A 15907-nucleotide genomic window follows, 5' to 3' on the forward strand; every position below is an offset into this window, starting at 1 on the left:
AAAATCTAAACCCTACAATCAGAAATCTAAATTCGTAAGTTTGTAGTTCATTTTACAAATATGAAAAACAATTTCGATCTAAGAACCGTAAATGTTACACGTTACATAACGCCTTTGCGCGAAGGCGGTTCATTACCCGCTTTGGCAGAAGCCGATGACGATTTTAAATATGTCTTAAAATTCAAAGGAGCCGGTCACGGTGTAAAAGCTTTAATAGCCGAATTAGTTGGCGGACAAATAGCCAAAGCTTTAAAATTGCAATTGCCGGAATTGGTTTTCGCCAATCTCGACGAAGCTTTTGGAAGAAGTGAAGGCGACGAAGAAATTCAGGATTTACTGCAAGGAAGTCAGGGATTAAATTTGGCACTTCATTTTTTATCAGGCGCCATAACATTTGATCCTGTTGTAACTACTGTAGATGCTAAATTAGCGTCGCAAATTGTTTGGCTTGACGCATATATCACTAATGTAGATCGTACGTTTAGAAATACCAATATGTTGATTTGGCACAAAGAATTATGGCTTATCGACCACGGAGCGTGTTTGTATTTTCATCATTCCTGGAACAATTGGGAGCAACATGCCAAAAGCCCTTTTGCATTGATAAAAGATCATGTTTTATTGCCACAAGCGACCCTTTTAAAAGAAGTTGATGCTGAATTTAAAGCACTTTTAACACCAGTAATTCTCGAAGAAATTGTAAATATAATTCCACAGGAATGGCTGCAATGGGAAGATACCGATGAAACCCCAGAAGCTTTGCGAAACGTTTACTTACAATTTTTGCAAACCCGATTAAATAATTCAGAAATCTTTGTAAATCAAGCCCAAAATGCAAGATAGTCACTTATATGAGTATGCCGTAATTCGTGTGGTACCAAGAGTGGAGCGCGAAGAATTCCTAAATATCGGAATCATTTTGTTTTGCAAAAAAGCCAAATTTATCAAAGTATTACACCACATAAACGATACTAAAATTGAAGCCCTTTCAAACGATTTTGATATCGAACAATTGCATCGCAATGTAACCGCATTAGAAAAAATTGCTAACGGAGCCAAAGACGGCGGTCCAATCGCCCAAATGGAAATTCCAGAGCGTTTTCGATGGTTAACGGCGATTCGCAGCTCAGCAATTCAAACATCAAGACCACATCCGGGATTGTGTGAGGATTTAGAAAAAACGATTCAGAGATTATTCGAAGAGTTAGTTCTTTAGTAGAGGTTCAAAGGTTTTTTTTAAGATTCTGAGGTTCTGAGTTGCTAAGGTTCTAAGGTTTTCTGTAGAGGCGTACAGCAGTGCTCTAACATAATATTTATAAAAAATCTCGCCAAGACGCCAAGACGCAAAGAATATAAAAAACTTTGCGTCTTGGCGACTTTGCGAGAATATTAAGCATCTGCTTAAATAACTAACTCAATTTTTATTAAAACGATCCACAAGTATTACCTGTAAATGTAGCACCAGCTCCACCAGTAACATCAGCTTTAACAGCAGAAGCCGCAAGTGTTACAATAGAATAGGGTGGAGTAAAAGCAGTATTACTTCCTGCTGTGTTTCCTGTAGTGTTTGTAAATACATTTCCAACAGCTGTAACAGCCGTGTATCCTGTCATTAAATCGATTGGCGTTTTAACACCTTCAAAAACATTGTTTTCTACTTTAAGATTAGCTTCAAAACCAGCTGCAATGCATTTATTGCTCACAGTACTATTAAAATAGTTGTTGATCAAATGCACTTTTCCAAAACGAACCCTTGGCATTCTTTCTTTACAACCGGGAGCCCACCAGCAACGAGCAAAAGTAATTCTCAATTTTCCACGATCAGCAGTTGCACCATCACTTGATCCAATTAAGTTTGAATATCTGTGATCATCAGAACCTCCGGGACCTCCGGCTCTTGGTGCTTTCAAATAACCGAATTTGCAATACGAAACCGTCACATAATCTGATTTGTTTTTGATGTCAAAGTTTCCGTCAACACCATCTCTAAATTCGCAGTGGTCAACCCATACATTTTGACAATCGTCTAAGATGGCATTGTCCCAACCATCAGTATCGTAAGCGCCCGGACCTTCAAAAATTAAATTTCTGATGATTAGATTCGTACATCTTTTAATGTTGATAATGCCAGAACCGTCTTTAGTTTGGTTGGTCGAAACCAATTTTGCACCGCTTGCGCCATAAATAGTTTTACCACTTTGGTCTTGCAATGATAATCTTGTGGTAATGGTAATTGTACCGCTAACTTTTATCACCTTAACCGCGCTGTTTTCAATTGCCGATTTCAGTTGTGCATAAGTAGTAACTGTTGTTTCTGCAGAAATTCCGCCACCCGTTGTACCACCGTTTTGCGAAGCCCAACCGGGAACCTGAGTACAGTCTCCAACTTTTGCAGTTAAACTACCGGAAGTTGGAGCGGGAGTTTCAATAATTGCATTCTCACTGCTTTGAGGAGAAGAAATCTCTTCAGTATTACACGCTGTAAAACCGAAAACAAGTGTTAATAGAAACACTGAAAATGTTGATCTAATTTTCATAATATTAAGTTTGGTTAAATAGTTAAGACTGCAAATCTGCTTATAATTAGGATGAAAAAAGTTGAACAAGTTCAATGTTTTGAAAATAATTTACTATTAAATGTGTTTTTAACACCAATCGCATTACAAAAAGATATATTTTTGCGTAATCGATTACATTATTTTTAATTCATTCACATACTTACGCCCCTGAGTAAGAATAAAAGTAAAAAACATGTACAAAAACCTACGATTGAGTATTGAACGTAAAATACCACTAACTGATGAAGAATGGAAATTAATACTGGAGAAGACAGAATTTATAAAGCTCAAAAAAAACGAGTTTTTGCAGATTCAGGATTCCAACAGTTCTTATGAAGGATTTATTCTGAAAGGAGCTTTCAAAACCTACATTTTGAATGATAATGGCAACGAAAGTGTTATTTTTTTCTCGTTCGAAAATGAATGGATGTGCGATCTCGAAAGTTTCTATCATCAAAAGCCAACAACCTATAATATCAAGGCGATAGAAGACAGCGAGATTCTGGTGATTAGCAAAGCCAACAAAGTACTCTTATTTGAGCAAGTGCCCAAGTTAATACAGTTTCATATTCTGATGGTCGAAAAAGCTAATATTGCCATTCAGCAAAGACTTTTAGATGTATTGAATAAAACTTCAAAACAAAGATATCTGGAATTTATAGAGAGATATTCAAACAAAGTTGATAAAATCAATAACCGAAATTTATCTTCTTATCTAGGAGTTTCGCACGAATTTTTGTCAAAGATTAAAAAGAGGTGCTAAGGTTCTGAGATGCTATCCCGATAGCTATCGGGACTAAGGTTTTTTGTAGAGGTTCAAAGGTGCAGAGTGACAAAGGAACAAAGGTTTTTCCGTGGGGGCGTACAGCAGTGCGTCTCATGTATTATTGAAAAATCTCGCAAAGAAGCGAAGAGGTAAAGAAAATAAACTTTGCGACTTTGCGTCTTTGCGAGATTAAAAAACTCAGCGAATCTCTGCGCAAAACCTTTGTGAATCTCTGTGGTAAAACCATACATGATTCTCATTAAAAATCCAATATTCCACAGAGGCATTCATTAGAAAAATGAAGCATTATATTTTCCTTTTCTTGATTTTCAATGACCAATAAATCATAAGGTTCTAGATCGTATGGCTTTTCATTAATTTTAATAACTGTTGTATCTAAAGAAAATAAAAGTATTATTTGAGCAGTAGAATTCTCATTACTATTTGTTATTTCCAGTTTGTGATGGCTTATTTTTTCAGAAACCATCCAGTTAAAATCAATACCTTTTGTATAAGAAATCACTTCATCATCTGAGTTAAACTCCATGATTTCATATTTCTCATATACTTTTTTTTCTTTGTTTACCTCAATATGTAAGCTGTTATCAAGCATAACCAAATAGCGGTGATAGCCCTTAAATTTGGTAAACACTGAAGGCACTTCTTCTATTGTAGCACTGCTTATTCTGAATATAAAATCTCTATCGGCATAGCTTGCTGTTTCCGGATATATCATATATTCATATGTCAATCCACCACTCCAAATAGAAGCTTTACTATCTTTTTTAGGCAAAAGGCGTATGTTCATTTTTTATTTTTTAAAAAAGGTTCAAAGTTGCAAAGTTACAAAGAGGCAAAGGTTTTTTTGTTGAGACGCACAGCAGTGCGTCTAACGTAAGAATTGAAAATCTCACAAAGTCGCAGAGTCGCAAAGAAATATAAAAAAGAAACTTTGCAAGATTAAAAAAACTTAGTGTCTTTGTGTCTTCGTGGCAAAACATTTAAACTTGCTTCTCGAAATAAATAAATTCTAAAGGTTTCTCCGAAATCGTAACATGAATTCCACTTTCAGGAAATGCTTCTCTTTTGCCAGTATCAACATAACCGTGGCGTTTGTACCACGCAATAAGTTCTTCACGAACCGAAATTACCGTCATAATAATAGAAGACAATCCTAAAGCTCTGGCGTGATTTTCGGCTTCAGCCAACATCTTTTTACCAATTCCGCTATTTTGCAATTCAGGCGAAACGGTCAGCATTCCTAAATACAATTGATGTTCTTTCTCTACCAATAAAACCGATCCAATAATTTGATTGTCTTCGGTATATTTAAGAATGGTGTTTTTAGGATCCAGAATTGTTTCTGTCAATTCTTCTTCGTTGGTTCTTTTTCCTTCTAATAAGTTAGCTTCAGTTGTCCATCCTTTTTTAGATGATTCACCACGATAAGCCGAATTTATCAATATATTTAATGCCGGAATGTCTTGTAAAGATGCTTTTGTAATCATGAGTAATATATTCTTGTGATTGATTTTTCAAAGATAAAAAAAGCTGCAAAATTATAGTTGTAGCTTTTAGTTTATAATAAGTGGTTTCTAAAATAGATAATTTAAAAGGAAAGACAGACTTTTATTATTGTTTTACCTAAGTGAATATGCTGCTATGGTTTTTTTGAAAAGAGAAGGGACATAGACTATTTTTTTCTCATTGTCGAGTCCTATATCCGCTGAGTAATATTCCTCTTTTCTGGTATCCGAAAGAATTTCTTTTGAGCCATCTTTATTTACATAATAAACAACTCCAGTCCAGCAACTCACAATAAACTCCTTGTCTGCTATCGGCTCAATTCCATCTGTATTTTCATCCATGCCTTCTGCCAAAAGTTGTTTGTTCTTGTTATCATCCATTTTGTATAATGATCCATTGTCTAAAAAATACAAATCATTATCGATAAATTTTAAACCATTTGGCTTGTTTAGATTTTCTAAATAAACAGTTGCAATATCATTTTCTAATTTGAAAATCTTACCAACTTTTGGATCAGACACATAAACAACTCCTTTTTTATCAATAGTTACATCGTTTAATATTTTGGAATCATCAATGGTTATTTTTTTTAATATTTTTTGTTGTTTTATATCTATAATTACAATTTCCGTAAGGTCGGCTACAAATAATTTATTCTTGAATTTTGCTATTCCTTTTGGGGCATTTAAGCCTGGTATCCAATCTAAATTAATGATTTTCCCATCGGTAGCTAATTTTCCTATGCTTCCTTTTCCGTCACGTTCAGCTGGTGAACCATCCATTAAAGAGGTGTATAAAATCTGATCTGTTTTGTCATATAATACCGATTCAGGAATTGGTAAAATACTATCAGTTATCCAAATTCTATTTAAAGAATGTTGGGCAATACCCGAAAAACTTATAATAAATAGCAATAAAACATAAAAAAATTTTTTTTTCATTTTGATTGGTTTTAGATTTCTTTTCTACAGATAGTTTTCTTTGATAAAATTAAAATGATGAAGTTCGTGTCCTGCAATATGATAAGCTAATGCTCTGACAGTTGCATCATTCGCAGTTCCGGTACCATGTCCCATTCTGTCAAATGCTTCTTCGGGAAGCCCATTAAAAAGAGCAATTGTAGAATTTCTTACGGCTTCATATTCTTCAAAAATATTATCTAAATCTCGTTTATCTGCTCCAGAATAAATAGCATAAGAATCTTGGTCAAACCCAATTAAGTTTAGTTTTTCATTTCTTGCAAATCTCAATGCGCGATAAGAAAAAATTCTCTCGTCATCAATGATATGCACTAATATTTCTTTAATACTCCATTTGTTTTCTTGATAACGATGTAATAATTTTTCTTCGGGTAAAGAATATATGAAGTCTTTTATCATCAAAAAATTATCTTTCAGATGTTTTAAAATCAAACCGTCATCAGATAATAGTTTCATATACATTTCTGCATATTCAGGGTATTCACCTTTTTTTGCTTTTGTTATTAATTTCATGATTAATTTATTTCTGATGTTTTATGGGGTTCAAAAAATATAATACAAACGGATATAAAAATGGCTTAGTTTATTTATTTCAAACTTAACGATTTCACTTATAGAAATCTAATACTGAAATTGATTTTCATAAAAAAAGCTACAAAATTTATAGTTGTAGCTTTTCATTTAATTTTTCAATCTTTAAATCATTCATTTTTCTTAATCCAGTAATCCACTATTGAGTACGATTTTTCGAATTTCAGTTTCAAAATAATAAGCGATATCAAAATTTTCAAAGGTTTGGTTTTCCAGAACAATCACGCTTGTTTTGGTTTTTGGATAATATAAATTTACCGATGTAAATCCTTGGTCAGGTACAATTCCGGTATGACCAAATTCTTTAATTTTTGCTTCATCGTTTACTCGAATCCCATATCCATAACCAATTTCTTTATCACCAAAAACCGAATATTGGTTTGTGATCGTATAACTAGTCATTCGGCCATAAGTTACTAAGTTCAAAAGTTTACCATTATGTAACAAATTATTCCAAAGTGCTAAGTCTTCGACCGTGCTAACAAGTCCTGCTGCAGGAATTCGCTCTTTAGGAACAATAACACCTTTGATTTCTTTGGTTGTATTGTCTTTAAAAAATTGAAGACCGTTTACAACCTCATCCTGGTTAGAGGCATTAGGGAAAAAACTATCTTTCATATAGTTCTTCTTGAACAATTCGGTTACAACAGTTTCATAAGTTTTGTTAGTTACTCTTTCTAAAATTTGTGCTAACAAAATATAATTTAAATCAGAGTATTTAAATTGAGTTCCGGCGGGAAAAATTGCAGGCTTCTCTAAATCAACAATGCCCGAAGTATGATTTAATAAATTTTCGACAGTTACAGTACTTGTCCAAGGTTGTTTTATGTTTGGCAAGTATTTTTTTATAGCAGTATTTAAAACTATTTTCCCTAGTTCTACTTGCTGAAGAATCAGAACAGCAGTAATTTGCTTGCTATTGGATAAAATAACAAAAGGGTCATCTAATTTAAGAGGTGTTTTTTTTACAAAATCAGAATAGCCGTAGGCTTTAGAATATTTGATTTTTCCATTTTGAGATACGAGAATTGTACCATTAAAAGGTCGAACCGAAGTTGTTTTAATCAAGCTGTCTATTGCGCTATAATTATCTTTTTGAGCAAAAATGGTCTGGTTTGATATAAAAAATAGGAGTACAGCAATAGAAAGAAAAGGTAACTTGTTTTTCATTTTTTGTAAAATTACTTTTGTGTTTTATGATAAGGGATAAAACACAAAAGTAATAGAATCTTTGTTAATCTGTTTTCTGTAAATAATAAATATTTAGCCTAAAAAAAGGATTTTAATTTTTCTTTGTTGCTTCTTTTTCTTTCTAATAAATTAGCTTTGGTAGTTCAATTTTTTTTAGAAGTTAAGCAATTTGTTAGGAAACAATTGTACCGATGTGACAAAAAGTAATGTTGTTTTAACGAAGTCCCTTTTTTTCATGGTTGGTTTTTGATGAGAGATTATTTTTATTTTAATGCTAAAACTAGTTCTTTTTCCGGTGTAAATCTATGAATGAGTTTTCTTTAGATGGATCATAAAATCTATCGTAAGTCATTTTTATAATCCATCCATTCCATATTGTCATTCCAATAAAAATTAAAAGATTAGTTAATTTATTTTTTTTGAATTCTCCCCAGTTTTTTAGATTCATAATAAAAGTAAACTCGTAAAAATAAATTATTACAAGGAAACTCGTAATTATTGATGAAAATATAAATAAGAATAATGCATTATTTTTCCATTTTTTTACATCCTTTTTTTCTTTATCTGTTATACTAGACTTGCTGTTAGATTTTGCACTTGCATCTTGATAATTGTTTATTGGGGTTTGATTATTATTACCAATTGTACCGTGATTAGTAACGGGACCATTGAAGTTTGTTACGTTATTTATTACCGATTTTTGATTGTCTTTTTCGACTATTTCTATTTCTTTTTTTTCTTCCAAAATAATATTTAAATATTTATTGAATTTAGATACGTCTTCAATTTTTTCTCCATTTAATTTATTTGTCTTTATTTGACTTAAATCTTGATTAATATTTAATTTATGCCAAGGGATAAAATATTCGCCATCTAAACTAATTAAGACATTAAAATAATCGGATTTCCAATTAATATCCCAAATTATATTTCCATAGTAATTTGTTTTAAAAATTATTGCATCGCTGTGTGGCAGATTTAAAATATAATTTACAATTTCTCTTTGCAAATTAAAATTAGGTGCATTTTTTGATTCATACAATTCGATAGTTTGAGATTCTCGTTGAAATTTAATCATTAGGATCTCATCTTCTTTTTCTATAATGATTCCATCATTCCAAAATAAATATTCCTTAGTACTTTTGCCTTTTACATTATTTCCATATTTTGTAAATATCTTTAACATTGCTAAACTCATCAAATAGTTATCTGCTTGTATCTTTATATTACAAAAATTAAAAGTCGTTTTCTCAAAAATTGTTACATAAGGATTTTTCTCTTCTAAATATTGAGGGATAAAGTATATGTTTTTTTCTATATCTATTTCAAAACACAAATCGAAATATTTTAATAGGCTAATTACTTCTTCAACACTTAAATCAAGCGAATTTCCTATTATTGCATTTTGAATTTCGATTTTACTAAGTCTATCTTTTTTATCCTTGCTCAAGACTTTTTCATATAATAATTCTAATAAAATTTGGGGTTTTACAAAAACTTTACTAGCAATTATTTCAGGGAAATATAATAATAGTCCCATATTGTGAAAAACCTTTACAGCAGATATTGTATTTTCTATTCTTGGTCTATTATTTATTTCCTCAATAGTAACAAAATCTTTATTTAAATTTTCGATTCTTTTCCAAAAAACTTCATAGAAAGCCGGATAGTTGAACTTTGAAATTATTTTTTGAGAAAGATCAAACAAAGTGAGTTTAAAGGTGTCAGTTTTTTTTAATTCTAGGAGGCAAAAATCTAAAAATGTAATATTGAGGGATTTGAAATTATTTGCAAATTGGACTTGATTTTGAGGGGTTGCACTGTACTTGGGATCATTTAGATCTGTTTTGTTTTCTATTACTAAAACCTCTTCTTTTTTATCGGTTTTAGTCAATTGTTCAATTGTTCGTAACCAATAATTTAAATCAAAGTTTTGAGTTCTTGATTCATCTTCTAGTCGAGACTGATAATTTCCCCAAAGAACAATATTCAAAGCACTTGGACTAAAAAATAATTTATGTGTTGCGTGAAAATATTCTTGTCCTCCAAAATCCCAAATATGGAAATTAATATCATTAAATGTAATTCTCTTATAAACAACACCATGAGTTAATTCATTTAGTCTTGGTATTTTATTGGTTTCTAAATATTCTAGTAAATTTGATTTTCCAATGTTAGGGTTTCCCAATAATAAAATTTTCACATTTTTAAAAGGAACAGATTTTTTTGAGTTTTCAGAATAAAATTTTACAGCCTGCCAGTCTGCATTTAAAACTTCTGATGGAAAATCTATTTCAATTTTTTTGTTACCATTTAATATTACGGTTTCTAAGCTGTCAATTTTTAACAATAGTGTTATATCCGAAATTTGATTGTTTTCTAAATTAACTTCTTTTAAATTTTTTAGATTTTTTAAAGATGATATATCATTTATTAGATTTTGTCCAAGATTTAAAGTTTTTAAATTAATCAGTTTTTCTAAGACTGTTATATCGTGTAAATTGTTTTCCCAGAGAATTAATTCTGATAAATGAGTAAAATTTGACATTACAGAAATATCAGATATTTGATTGTATGAAAGATCTAAAAAAAGTAAGTTTTTTAAATTTTTTAATATTGAAATGTCAGATATTTTGTTTTTCCAAATAACTAAACTAGTTAGATTTGTTAAATTTTTAATTGCAGAAATATTAGAAATGTCATTATGATCCAAATCAAGACGTTCTAATAATTTCAAATTTTGTATTATGGAAATGTCAGAAATTTTATTATTTGCTAAATTCAATGATTTTAACGATGTAAAGTCTTCTAAAAAATAAATATCAATTATTCTATTACCTATTAAATTGAGGCCTATAATTTCTCCATTATTATTAAGCTCATATGTGTTTCTATTAACATAACCAATCACATTATCTTTTAGATTGTATTCAGAAAGTACAACCTCCAAAAGAGACTCTATTTTAATAATTTGATTTGGTTTTTTCATATTTTTTTTTCAAATATAAATTAATTCGTATTAATAAATTAGCATATTTGTATTGATATAAAATATAGAAACAGCTTATATAAAAAAAGCGACTAATAAATATTTATTAGTCACTTTTTTTATTAGTAAAATTATTATCCCAAAAATGCCTTCAATTCCTCATAACTAGAAATCTTCACACTAACTTTTTCCTCATTAATAACACTTTTAATTTGTTCTGGAATCGGAAGTGTAATTCCTAAAGCAGGTTCAACAACGTCAAGAAATTTAATAGGATGTGCGGTTTCTAAGAAAACACCAATTGCGTTTTCGTGTTTTTGAAGTTCTTTTTTCAAACCTAAATATCCAACTGCACCGTGTGGTTCTGCGATGTAACCGTTAGCTTTATAGATTTTTTTTAAAGCTACAAGTGTTTCTTCATCTGTATAACTGTACGATGAGAAATCTTTTTCAAAAGCTTTTAAATCATTATTGTATAATTCCTGAATTCTTATGAAGTTACTTGGATTTCCAACGTCCATTGCGTTCGAAATTGTCGCTTTAGAAGGTTTTGGATCGTATTTTCCGTTTTCTAAGAATCTTGGTACGGTATCATTTACGTTTGTAGAAGCTACGAAATGTTCAATTGGCAATCCTAATTTTTTTGCCATGATTCCCGCGCAGATATTTCCAAAATTCCCACTTGGGCAAGAGAAAACCAACGGTTTGTTTTGGCTTTTCAACGCTTTGTAAGCAAAGAAAAAATAGAACATTTGCGGTAACCAACGTGCAATATTTATAGAATTTGCCGAAGTCAGGTTTTTATGCGCCAGAGTTTCGTCTAAAAAAGCTTTTTTAACCATATCCTGACAATCATCAAAAACACCATCTACTTCAAGCGCTTTTATGTTTTGCCCTAAAGTTGTTAATTGTTTTTCCTGAATATCACTTACTTTTCCAGACGGATATAAAATGACAACATCAACACCGTCAACACCCAGAAATCCGCTTGCAACCGCACCGCCAGTATCTCCGGAAGTTGCTACTAAAACCGTATTTTTACTGTCTTTTTTGTCTTTATTAAAATACGCCAGACAACGTGACATAAATCGCGCTCCAACGTCTTTAAAAGCCATTGTTGGTCCATGGAATAATTCTAACGAATAAATGCCATTTTCGACTTTCACAACCGGAAAATCAAAACATAATGTCTCGGCAATAATCTCTTTTAGTTTTTTTGCAGTGATTTCATCACCCACAAATTGTTTGATTGCTTCAAAAGCAATTTCTTCGTGGCTTAAACTCTCGATTTTATCAAAAAAAGAAGGGTCTAAAGCCGTAATATTTTCTGGAAAGTATAATCCTTTATCGCTTGCTAATCCTTGTATTACAGCTTCCTGAAACGAAACTTTTGGGGCATTATGGTTTAAACTATAGTATTTCATGGTTGTTTTGCTTTAGGCTATAGGCAATACGCTTTAGGCTTTTTTCTAATGCGTTTAACTTGTTTCTTTTTTCTTTTTTCTTCATTTTATTTTTCGCAAAGGTTTTAAGCTTATTGCCTAAAGCCTATTGCTTACAGCGTTCAAAGAACACGAACTCCATCAGGATTAATTTTCGAAACGTGAATTTCATATGGTAAATTCATATTTTCGTAAACGTCACTCATGGCTTTGGCGATTTGGTCTGCGGTATTTTTTCCTCTGCTTAAAGCAAAAATCGACGGACCAGAACCTGAAATTCCAGAACCTAAAGCACCGTTTTCTAAAGCCGTTTGTTTGATTAAATCAAATCCCGGAATCAAAACACTTCTCAAAGGTTCAACGATTTCGTCATGAAGTGATCTTCCAATCAAATCATAATCTTTGGTGTATAATCCGGCTATTAATCCGCCTACATTTCCCCATTGCATAATGGCGCTTTTTAGGGAAACGTTTTGTTTTAATACCGAACGTGCATCAGAAGTTTTTAACTCAATTTGTGGATGAACAACCGTTGCATATAGTTCCTCAGGACTATCAATTCTTATAATATCAAGCGGAGCATAACTTCTTACCAAAGTAAAACCTCCCAAAAGGGCAGGAGCAACGTTATCAGCATGAGCGTTTCCGCTGGCTAATTTCTCGCCTTGCATGGCAAATTGCACCAAATCTTTGCGGGAATAAGGTCTTCCTAAAAGTTCATTAATTCCAAAAACTGCTCCGGCCGAACTTGCGGCGCTGCTTCCAATTCCGCTTCCGGCTTTGATATGTTTGTAGATCTCGATTTCGAATCCGCAATCAACGTCCAGCGTTTCTAACATTGCAAGAGCCGCAACACCCGAAACATTTTTCTCGGTTTCTAAAGGTAAATCGGCACCAACAATTTTAGTAATACGAACTCCTTTTTGAGCTACTTTTCGAACAATCATTTCGTCACCCGCATTGTCTAAGCAAAGTCCAAGTACGTCAAATCCGCACGAAAGATTCGCGATAGTTGCCGGGCAAAATAGTTTTATTTCTGTCATTTGTTATAGGTTCAAAGTGGCAAAGGCTCAAAGGTGCAGAGGTTTTTGCTACTTATTATTTTTATTTTAAGGTTCAAAGTTACAAAGGTCCATAGGTTCAAAGGTTCTTTGCTTTGAGCCTTTGCATCTCTGAACCTTTGCACCTTTTTATACGTTTCCAATGCGAATTACATCCGCAAAAATTCCTGAGGCGGTAACTGCTGCTCCGGCTCCGGCGCCTTTGATTAATAAAGGCTGATCTACGTAACGATCTGTGTAGAAAAGTACGATATTGTCTTTTCCTTCCAGATTGTAAAAAGGATGATCTTTTGGAATGAATTGCAGACCAACACTTGCTTTTCCGTTTTCGAATTGTGCTACGTATTTCAATCTTGAATCTTTGGCTAAAGCTTCTTCATAGATTTTCTCAAAATGCGAAGCGTGTTTAATCAGCGAAGCAAAAAAGTCTTCGTTATTTGTTGTTTCCAGACATTCTGCAGGCAGGAACGATTCGTTTGCAATGGCGTCAATATCCATTTCGTAACCGCTTTCGCGAATTAAAATCAGGATTTTACGCGCAACGTCAACTCCGCTTAAGTCAATTTTTGGATCAGGTTCTGTAAATCCCTGAACTCCGGCTTCTTTTACAACATCATGAAAAGAATTATTGGTATCAAAATTATTGAAAATGAAGTTCAAACTTCCGGATAAAACAGCCTGAATTTTATGCACTTTATCGCCAGAAGCAATTAAGTTTTTTACCGTATCGATAATTGGTAATCCTGCTCCCACATTGGTTTCAAACAAAAATGGAGCATTATATTGACGAGATAAATTCTTTAATTTTTTATAATTATCATAAGCTGATGAACAGGCAATTTTATTACAAGTTACAACAGCAATACTTTGTTTTAAGAAGTTCTCGTAAGTTTCAGAAACACTTGCATTTGCAGTAATATCAACAAAAATACTGTTACGTAAATTCAGATCTTTAGCACGAGCGATGAATCCTTCTTTGTTTGCAGGCTCGCCTTTATCTAAATCGGATTGCCATTCTTTTAAAGAAATTCCATCTTCGTCAAAAAGCATTTTTCTTGAATTTGATAATGCAATTACACGAACATTAATCTTCAAATTATCTTTTAAGAACTTTCTTTGATTGTGAATTTGTTCGATGAATTTTTCACCTACATTTCCAACACCCATCACGAATAAATTCAATTGTTTGGTGTTCTCCTCAAAGAAGTTTTCGTGCAGAGTGTTCAATGCTTTTTTAACGTCTCTTTCGTTGATAACAGTCGAGATATTACGCTCAGAAGCACCTTGCGCAATGGCACGGATATTTACGTTATTTTTTCCAAGAGTACTAAACATTCTTCCGCTTAAACCTTGGTGATTTTTCATGTTTTCGCCCACCAAAGCAATAATGCAAAGATCTTTTTCTACAATTGCAGGATCGATTTTGTTTTGTAAAATCTCAACTTCAAAAGCTTTATTAATCGCAGCTTCGGCATTGTCAGCATCTGAATTTAAAATTCCGATACAAATAGAATGCTCAGAAGAAGCCTGAGTAATAAAAATTACATTAATTTTTTCGTGAGATAATACTTCAAACAAACGTTTTGATGAACCCGAAACTCCAATCATTCCAGGACCTTCAAGTGTTACAAGCGAAATATGATCAATATGACTGATTCCTTTTACAACAGTATCTTTTGACGAAACCTGACTTGAAATTAAAGTTCCTTCGGCTTCCGGTTCAAAAGTATTTTTGATTAAAATTGGAATGTTTTTTCTTAAAACCGGCTGAATTGTTGGCGGATACAACACTTTTGCTCCAAAATGCGATAATTCCATCGCTTCCTGATAAGAGATGTTCGCAATTGGTCGCGCTTGTTTTACAATTTTTGGGTTTGCAGTAAACATTCCGTTTACATCTGTCCAAATTTCTAATTGAGATGCCTGGAGCGCTCCCGCGATAATTGCAGCAGTATAATCAGAACCTCCACGACCTAGAGTTGTAGTGATTCCGTCAAGAGTTTGAGATATGAAACCCGGTAAAATAGTAATTTGCGATTGATTTCCTCCAAAATATTCCTGAATCAATTGATTCGAAACTTCAAAATTTACAACTGCTTTACTAAAATTGCTATTAGTCTTGATTAATTCACGGCTGTCTTTGTAAACTACATCTTTGTCAATTTGTTGATACGCCTGAGCGATGATATATGACGAAAGCAACTCTCCAAAACTTAAAATAGTGTCAGCAGTTCTTGGAGATAATTCGCCTAATAAAAAGCAACCGTCCAATAAAGTTTCAAGATGATTGATAATTCTTTTTACGTGGCTTAGTAAGCTGCTTTGCTCACTTACCGGAATTAATTCTTTTAAAGTGTCAAGGTGTTTTTTCTCGATTTCGGCAACAATTTCTCTGAAGCTTTCGTCGTTTGCCGCTGCTTTTGATGCCGCTAATTGCAATAAATCAGTGACTTTGCTTAAAGCAGAAACTACGACAGCTAATTTATCTTGTTTAGAATTTTGTTTTATGATTTCGAGAACGAGTTTTATATTTTGAGCATTGGCAACCGAAGTTCCGCCAAATTTTAATACTTTCATTTTGATGATTTTTTTCTTTTTATGCAAATATTTTTATGTATCCAATGCCTTTCTTCTTTCAGGAAAAAAGTATAGATAACCAGGATTATATGTAAAATGTATACCCCTAAGGGGTAGTAGTTGTTGTAGTAGAAATAATTGTAGCAGCAATTGCAACTCTGGTTTGAGTTGTCATTGAAGATTGATATTTTGCGCTGTTACTTTTCATTTTTGATGTTTCAAAAG

At 32.5% G+C, this 15907-nt stretch carries 13 protein-coding genes; 3 read left to right on the top strand and 10 right to left on the bottom strand.

Annotated features, from left to right (window positions below):
• Positions 1 to 60: 60 nt before the first annotated feature.
• Positions 61 to 843, top strand: a complete 783-nt coding sequence (locus tag LPB88_RS05385; RefSeq protein ID WP_230713258.1) for a HipA family kinase — start codon at positions 61 to 63, stop codon at positions 841 to 843.
• Positions 833 to 1216: a DUF3037 domain-containing protein gene (locus tag LPB88_RS05390; protein WP_230713260.1), complete on the top strand. Its 384-nt coding sequence runs from the start codon at positions 833 to 835 to the stop codon at positions 1214 to 1216. The genes LPB88_RS05385 and LPB88_RS05390 overlap by 11 nt, the downstream gene beginning before the upstream one ends.
• Before the next feature lie 208 nt (positions 1217 to 1424).
• On the opposite strand, the gene LPB88_RS05395 is transcribed toward LPB88_RS05390, so the two are convergent.
• Complete coding sequence (locus LPB88_RS05395; RefSeq protein ID WP_230713262.1) at positions 1425 to 2537, bottom strand: polysaccharide lyase family 1 protein; 1113 nt, start codon at positions 2535 to 2537, stop codon at positions 1425 to 1427.
• Positions 2538 to 2751: 214 nt separating this feature from the next.
• On the opposite strand from LPB88_RS05395, the gene LPB88_RS05400 reads away from it, so the two are divergent.
• Entirely contained in the window at positions 2752 to 3321 is a 570-nt protein-coding gene (locus LPB88_RS05400; protein ID WP_230713265.1) for a Crp/Fnr family transcriptional regulator, read from the top strand.
• A 262-nt stretch (positions 3322 to 3583) separates the two neighbouring features.
• Here the strand turns inward: LPB88_RS05400 and LPB88_RS05405 are convergent, their stop codons facing one another.
• The 9 genes from LPB88_RS05405 to thrA all read right to left on the bottom strand — a co-directional run bounded on the left by LPB88_RS05405 (position 3584) and on the right by thrA (position 15682).
• A complete protein-coding gene (locus LPB88_RS05405; RefSeq protein ID WP_230713267.1) occupies positions 3584 to 4132 on the bottom strand; it encodes a HutD family protein in 549 nt (182 codons plus the stop codon).
• 193 nt (positions 4133 to 4325) lie between these two features.
• Positions 4326 to 4832, bottom strand: coding sequence for a GNAT family N-acetyltransferase (locus tag LPB88_RS05410; RefSeq protein WP_230713269.1), 507 nt, complete (start codon positions 4830 to 4832; stop codon positions 4326 to 4328).
• Between the two features lie 132 nt (positions 4833 to 4964).
• Positions 4965 to 5792: a hypothetical protein gene (locus LPB88_RS05415; protein WP_230713271.1), complete on the bottom strand. Its 828-nt coding sequence runs from the start codon at positions 5790 to 5792 to the stop codon at positions 4965 to 4967.
• Between the two features lie 24 nt (positions 5793 to 5816).
• Positions 5817 to 6344, bottom strand: coding sequence for a DinB family protein (locus tag LPB88_RS05420; RefSeq protein WP_230713273.1), 528 nt, complete (start codon positions 6342 to 6344; stop codon positions 5817 to 5819).
• Between the two features lie 201 nt (positions 6345 to 6545).
• Positions 6546 to 7592, bottom strand: coding sequence for a serine hydrolase (locus tag LPB88_RS05425; protein WP_230713275.1), 1047 nt, complete (start codon positions 7590 to 7592; stop codon positions 6546 to 6548).
• 301 nt (positions 7593 to 7893) lie between these two features.
• The gene (locus tag LPB88_RS05430; RefSeq protein WP_230713277.1) at positions 7894 to 10602 is read right to left on the bottom strand and encodes a leucine-rich repeat domain-containing protein; all 2709 of its coding nucleotides are present in this window, start codon (positions 10600 to 10602) and stop codon (positions 7894 to 7896) included.
• 134 nt (positions 10603 to 10736) lie between these two features.
• Positions 10737 to 12026: a threonine synthase gene (thrC, locus tag LPB88_RS05435; protein WP_230713279.1), complete on the bottom strand. Its 1290-nt coding sequence runs from the start codon at positions 12024 to 12026 to the stop codon at positions 10737 to 10739.
• A gap of 140 nt (positions 12027 to 12166) precedes the next feature.
• Positions 12167 to 13087 (bottom strand): homoserine kinase, encoded by a 921-nt coding sequence (locus LPB88_RS05440; RefSeq protein ID WP_230713281.1) that lies wholly within the window; start codon positions 13085 to 13087, stop codon positions 12167 to 12169.
• A 147-nt stretch (positions 13088 to 13234) separates the two neighbouring features.
• On the bottom strand, positions 13235 to 15682 hold the full coding sequence (gene thrA / locus LPB88_RS05445; protein WP_230713283.1) for a bifunctional aspartate kinase/homoserine dehydrogenase I: 2448 nt from the start codon (positions 15680 to 15682) through the stop codon (positions 13235 to 13237).
• Positions 15683 to 15907 lie beyond the last annotated feature (225 nt).

Origin of the sequence: Flavobacterium sp. JAS, assembly GCF_020991455.1 — a bacterium.
Taxonomy (GTDB): domain Bacteria; phylum Bacteroidota; class Bacteroidia; order Flavobacteriales; family Flavobacteriaceae; genus Flavobacterium.

What these genes read in the sequence shown, in the direction of transcription:
- LPB88_RS05385 (WP_230713258.1), top strand. Translation starts at nt 61, where the DNA reads ATGAAAAACAATTTCGATCTAAGAACCGTAAATGTTACACGTTACATA.
- LPB88_RS05390 (WP_230713260.1), top strand. Translation starts at nt 833, where the DNA reads ATGCAAGATAGTCACTTATATGAGTATGCCGTAATTCGTGTGGTACCA.
- LPB88_RS05395 (WP_230713262.1), bottom strand. Translation starts at nt 2,537, where the DNA reads ATGAAAATTAGATCAACATTTTCAGTGTTTCTATTAACACTTGTTTTC.
- LPB88_RS05400 (WP_230713265.1), top strand. Translation starts at nt 2,752, where the DNA reads ATGTACAAAAACCTACGATTGAGTATTGAACGTAAAATACCACTAACT.
- LPB88_RS05405 (WP_230713267.1), bottom strand. Translation starts at nt 4,132, where the DNA reads ATGAACATACGCCTTTTGCCTAAAAAAGATAGTAAAGCTTCTATTTGG.
- LPB88_RS05410 (WP_230713269.1), bottom strand. Translation starts at nt 4,832, where the DNA reads ATGATTACAAAAGCATCTTTACAAGACATTCCGGCATTAAATATATTG.
- LPB88_RS05415 (WP_230713271.1), bottom strand. Translation starts at nt 5,792, where the DNA reads ATGAAAAAAAAATTTTTTTATGTTTTATTGCTATTTATTATAAGTTTT.
- LPB88_RS05420 (WP_230713273.1), bottom strand. Translation starts at nt 6,344, where the DNA reads ATGAAATTAATAACAAAAGCAAAAAAAGGTGAATACCCTGAATATGCA.
- LPB88_RS05425 (WP_230713275.1), bottom strand. Translation starts at nt 7,592, where the DNA reads ATGAAAAACAAGTTACCTTTTCTTTCTATTGCTGTACTCCTATTTTTT.
- LPB88_RS05430 (WP_230713277.1), bottom strand. Translation starts at nt 10,602, where the DNA reads ATGAAAAAACCAAATCAAATTATTAAAATAGAGTCTCTTTTGGAGGTT.
- thrC (WP_230713279.1), bottom strand. Translation starts at nt 12,026, where the DNA reads ATGAAATACTATAGTTTAAACCATAATGCCCCAAAAGTTTCGTTTCAG.
- LPB88_RS05440 (WP_230713281.1), bottom strand. Translation starts at nt 13,087, where the DNA reads ATGACAGAAATAAAACTATTTTGCCCGGCAACTATCGCGAATCTTTCG.
- thrA (WP_230713283.1), bottom strand. Translation starts at nt 15,682, where the DNA reads ATGAAAGTATTAAAATTTGGCGGAACTTCGGTTGCCAATGCTCAAAAT.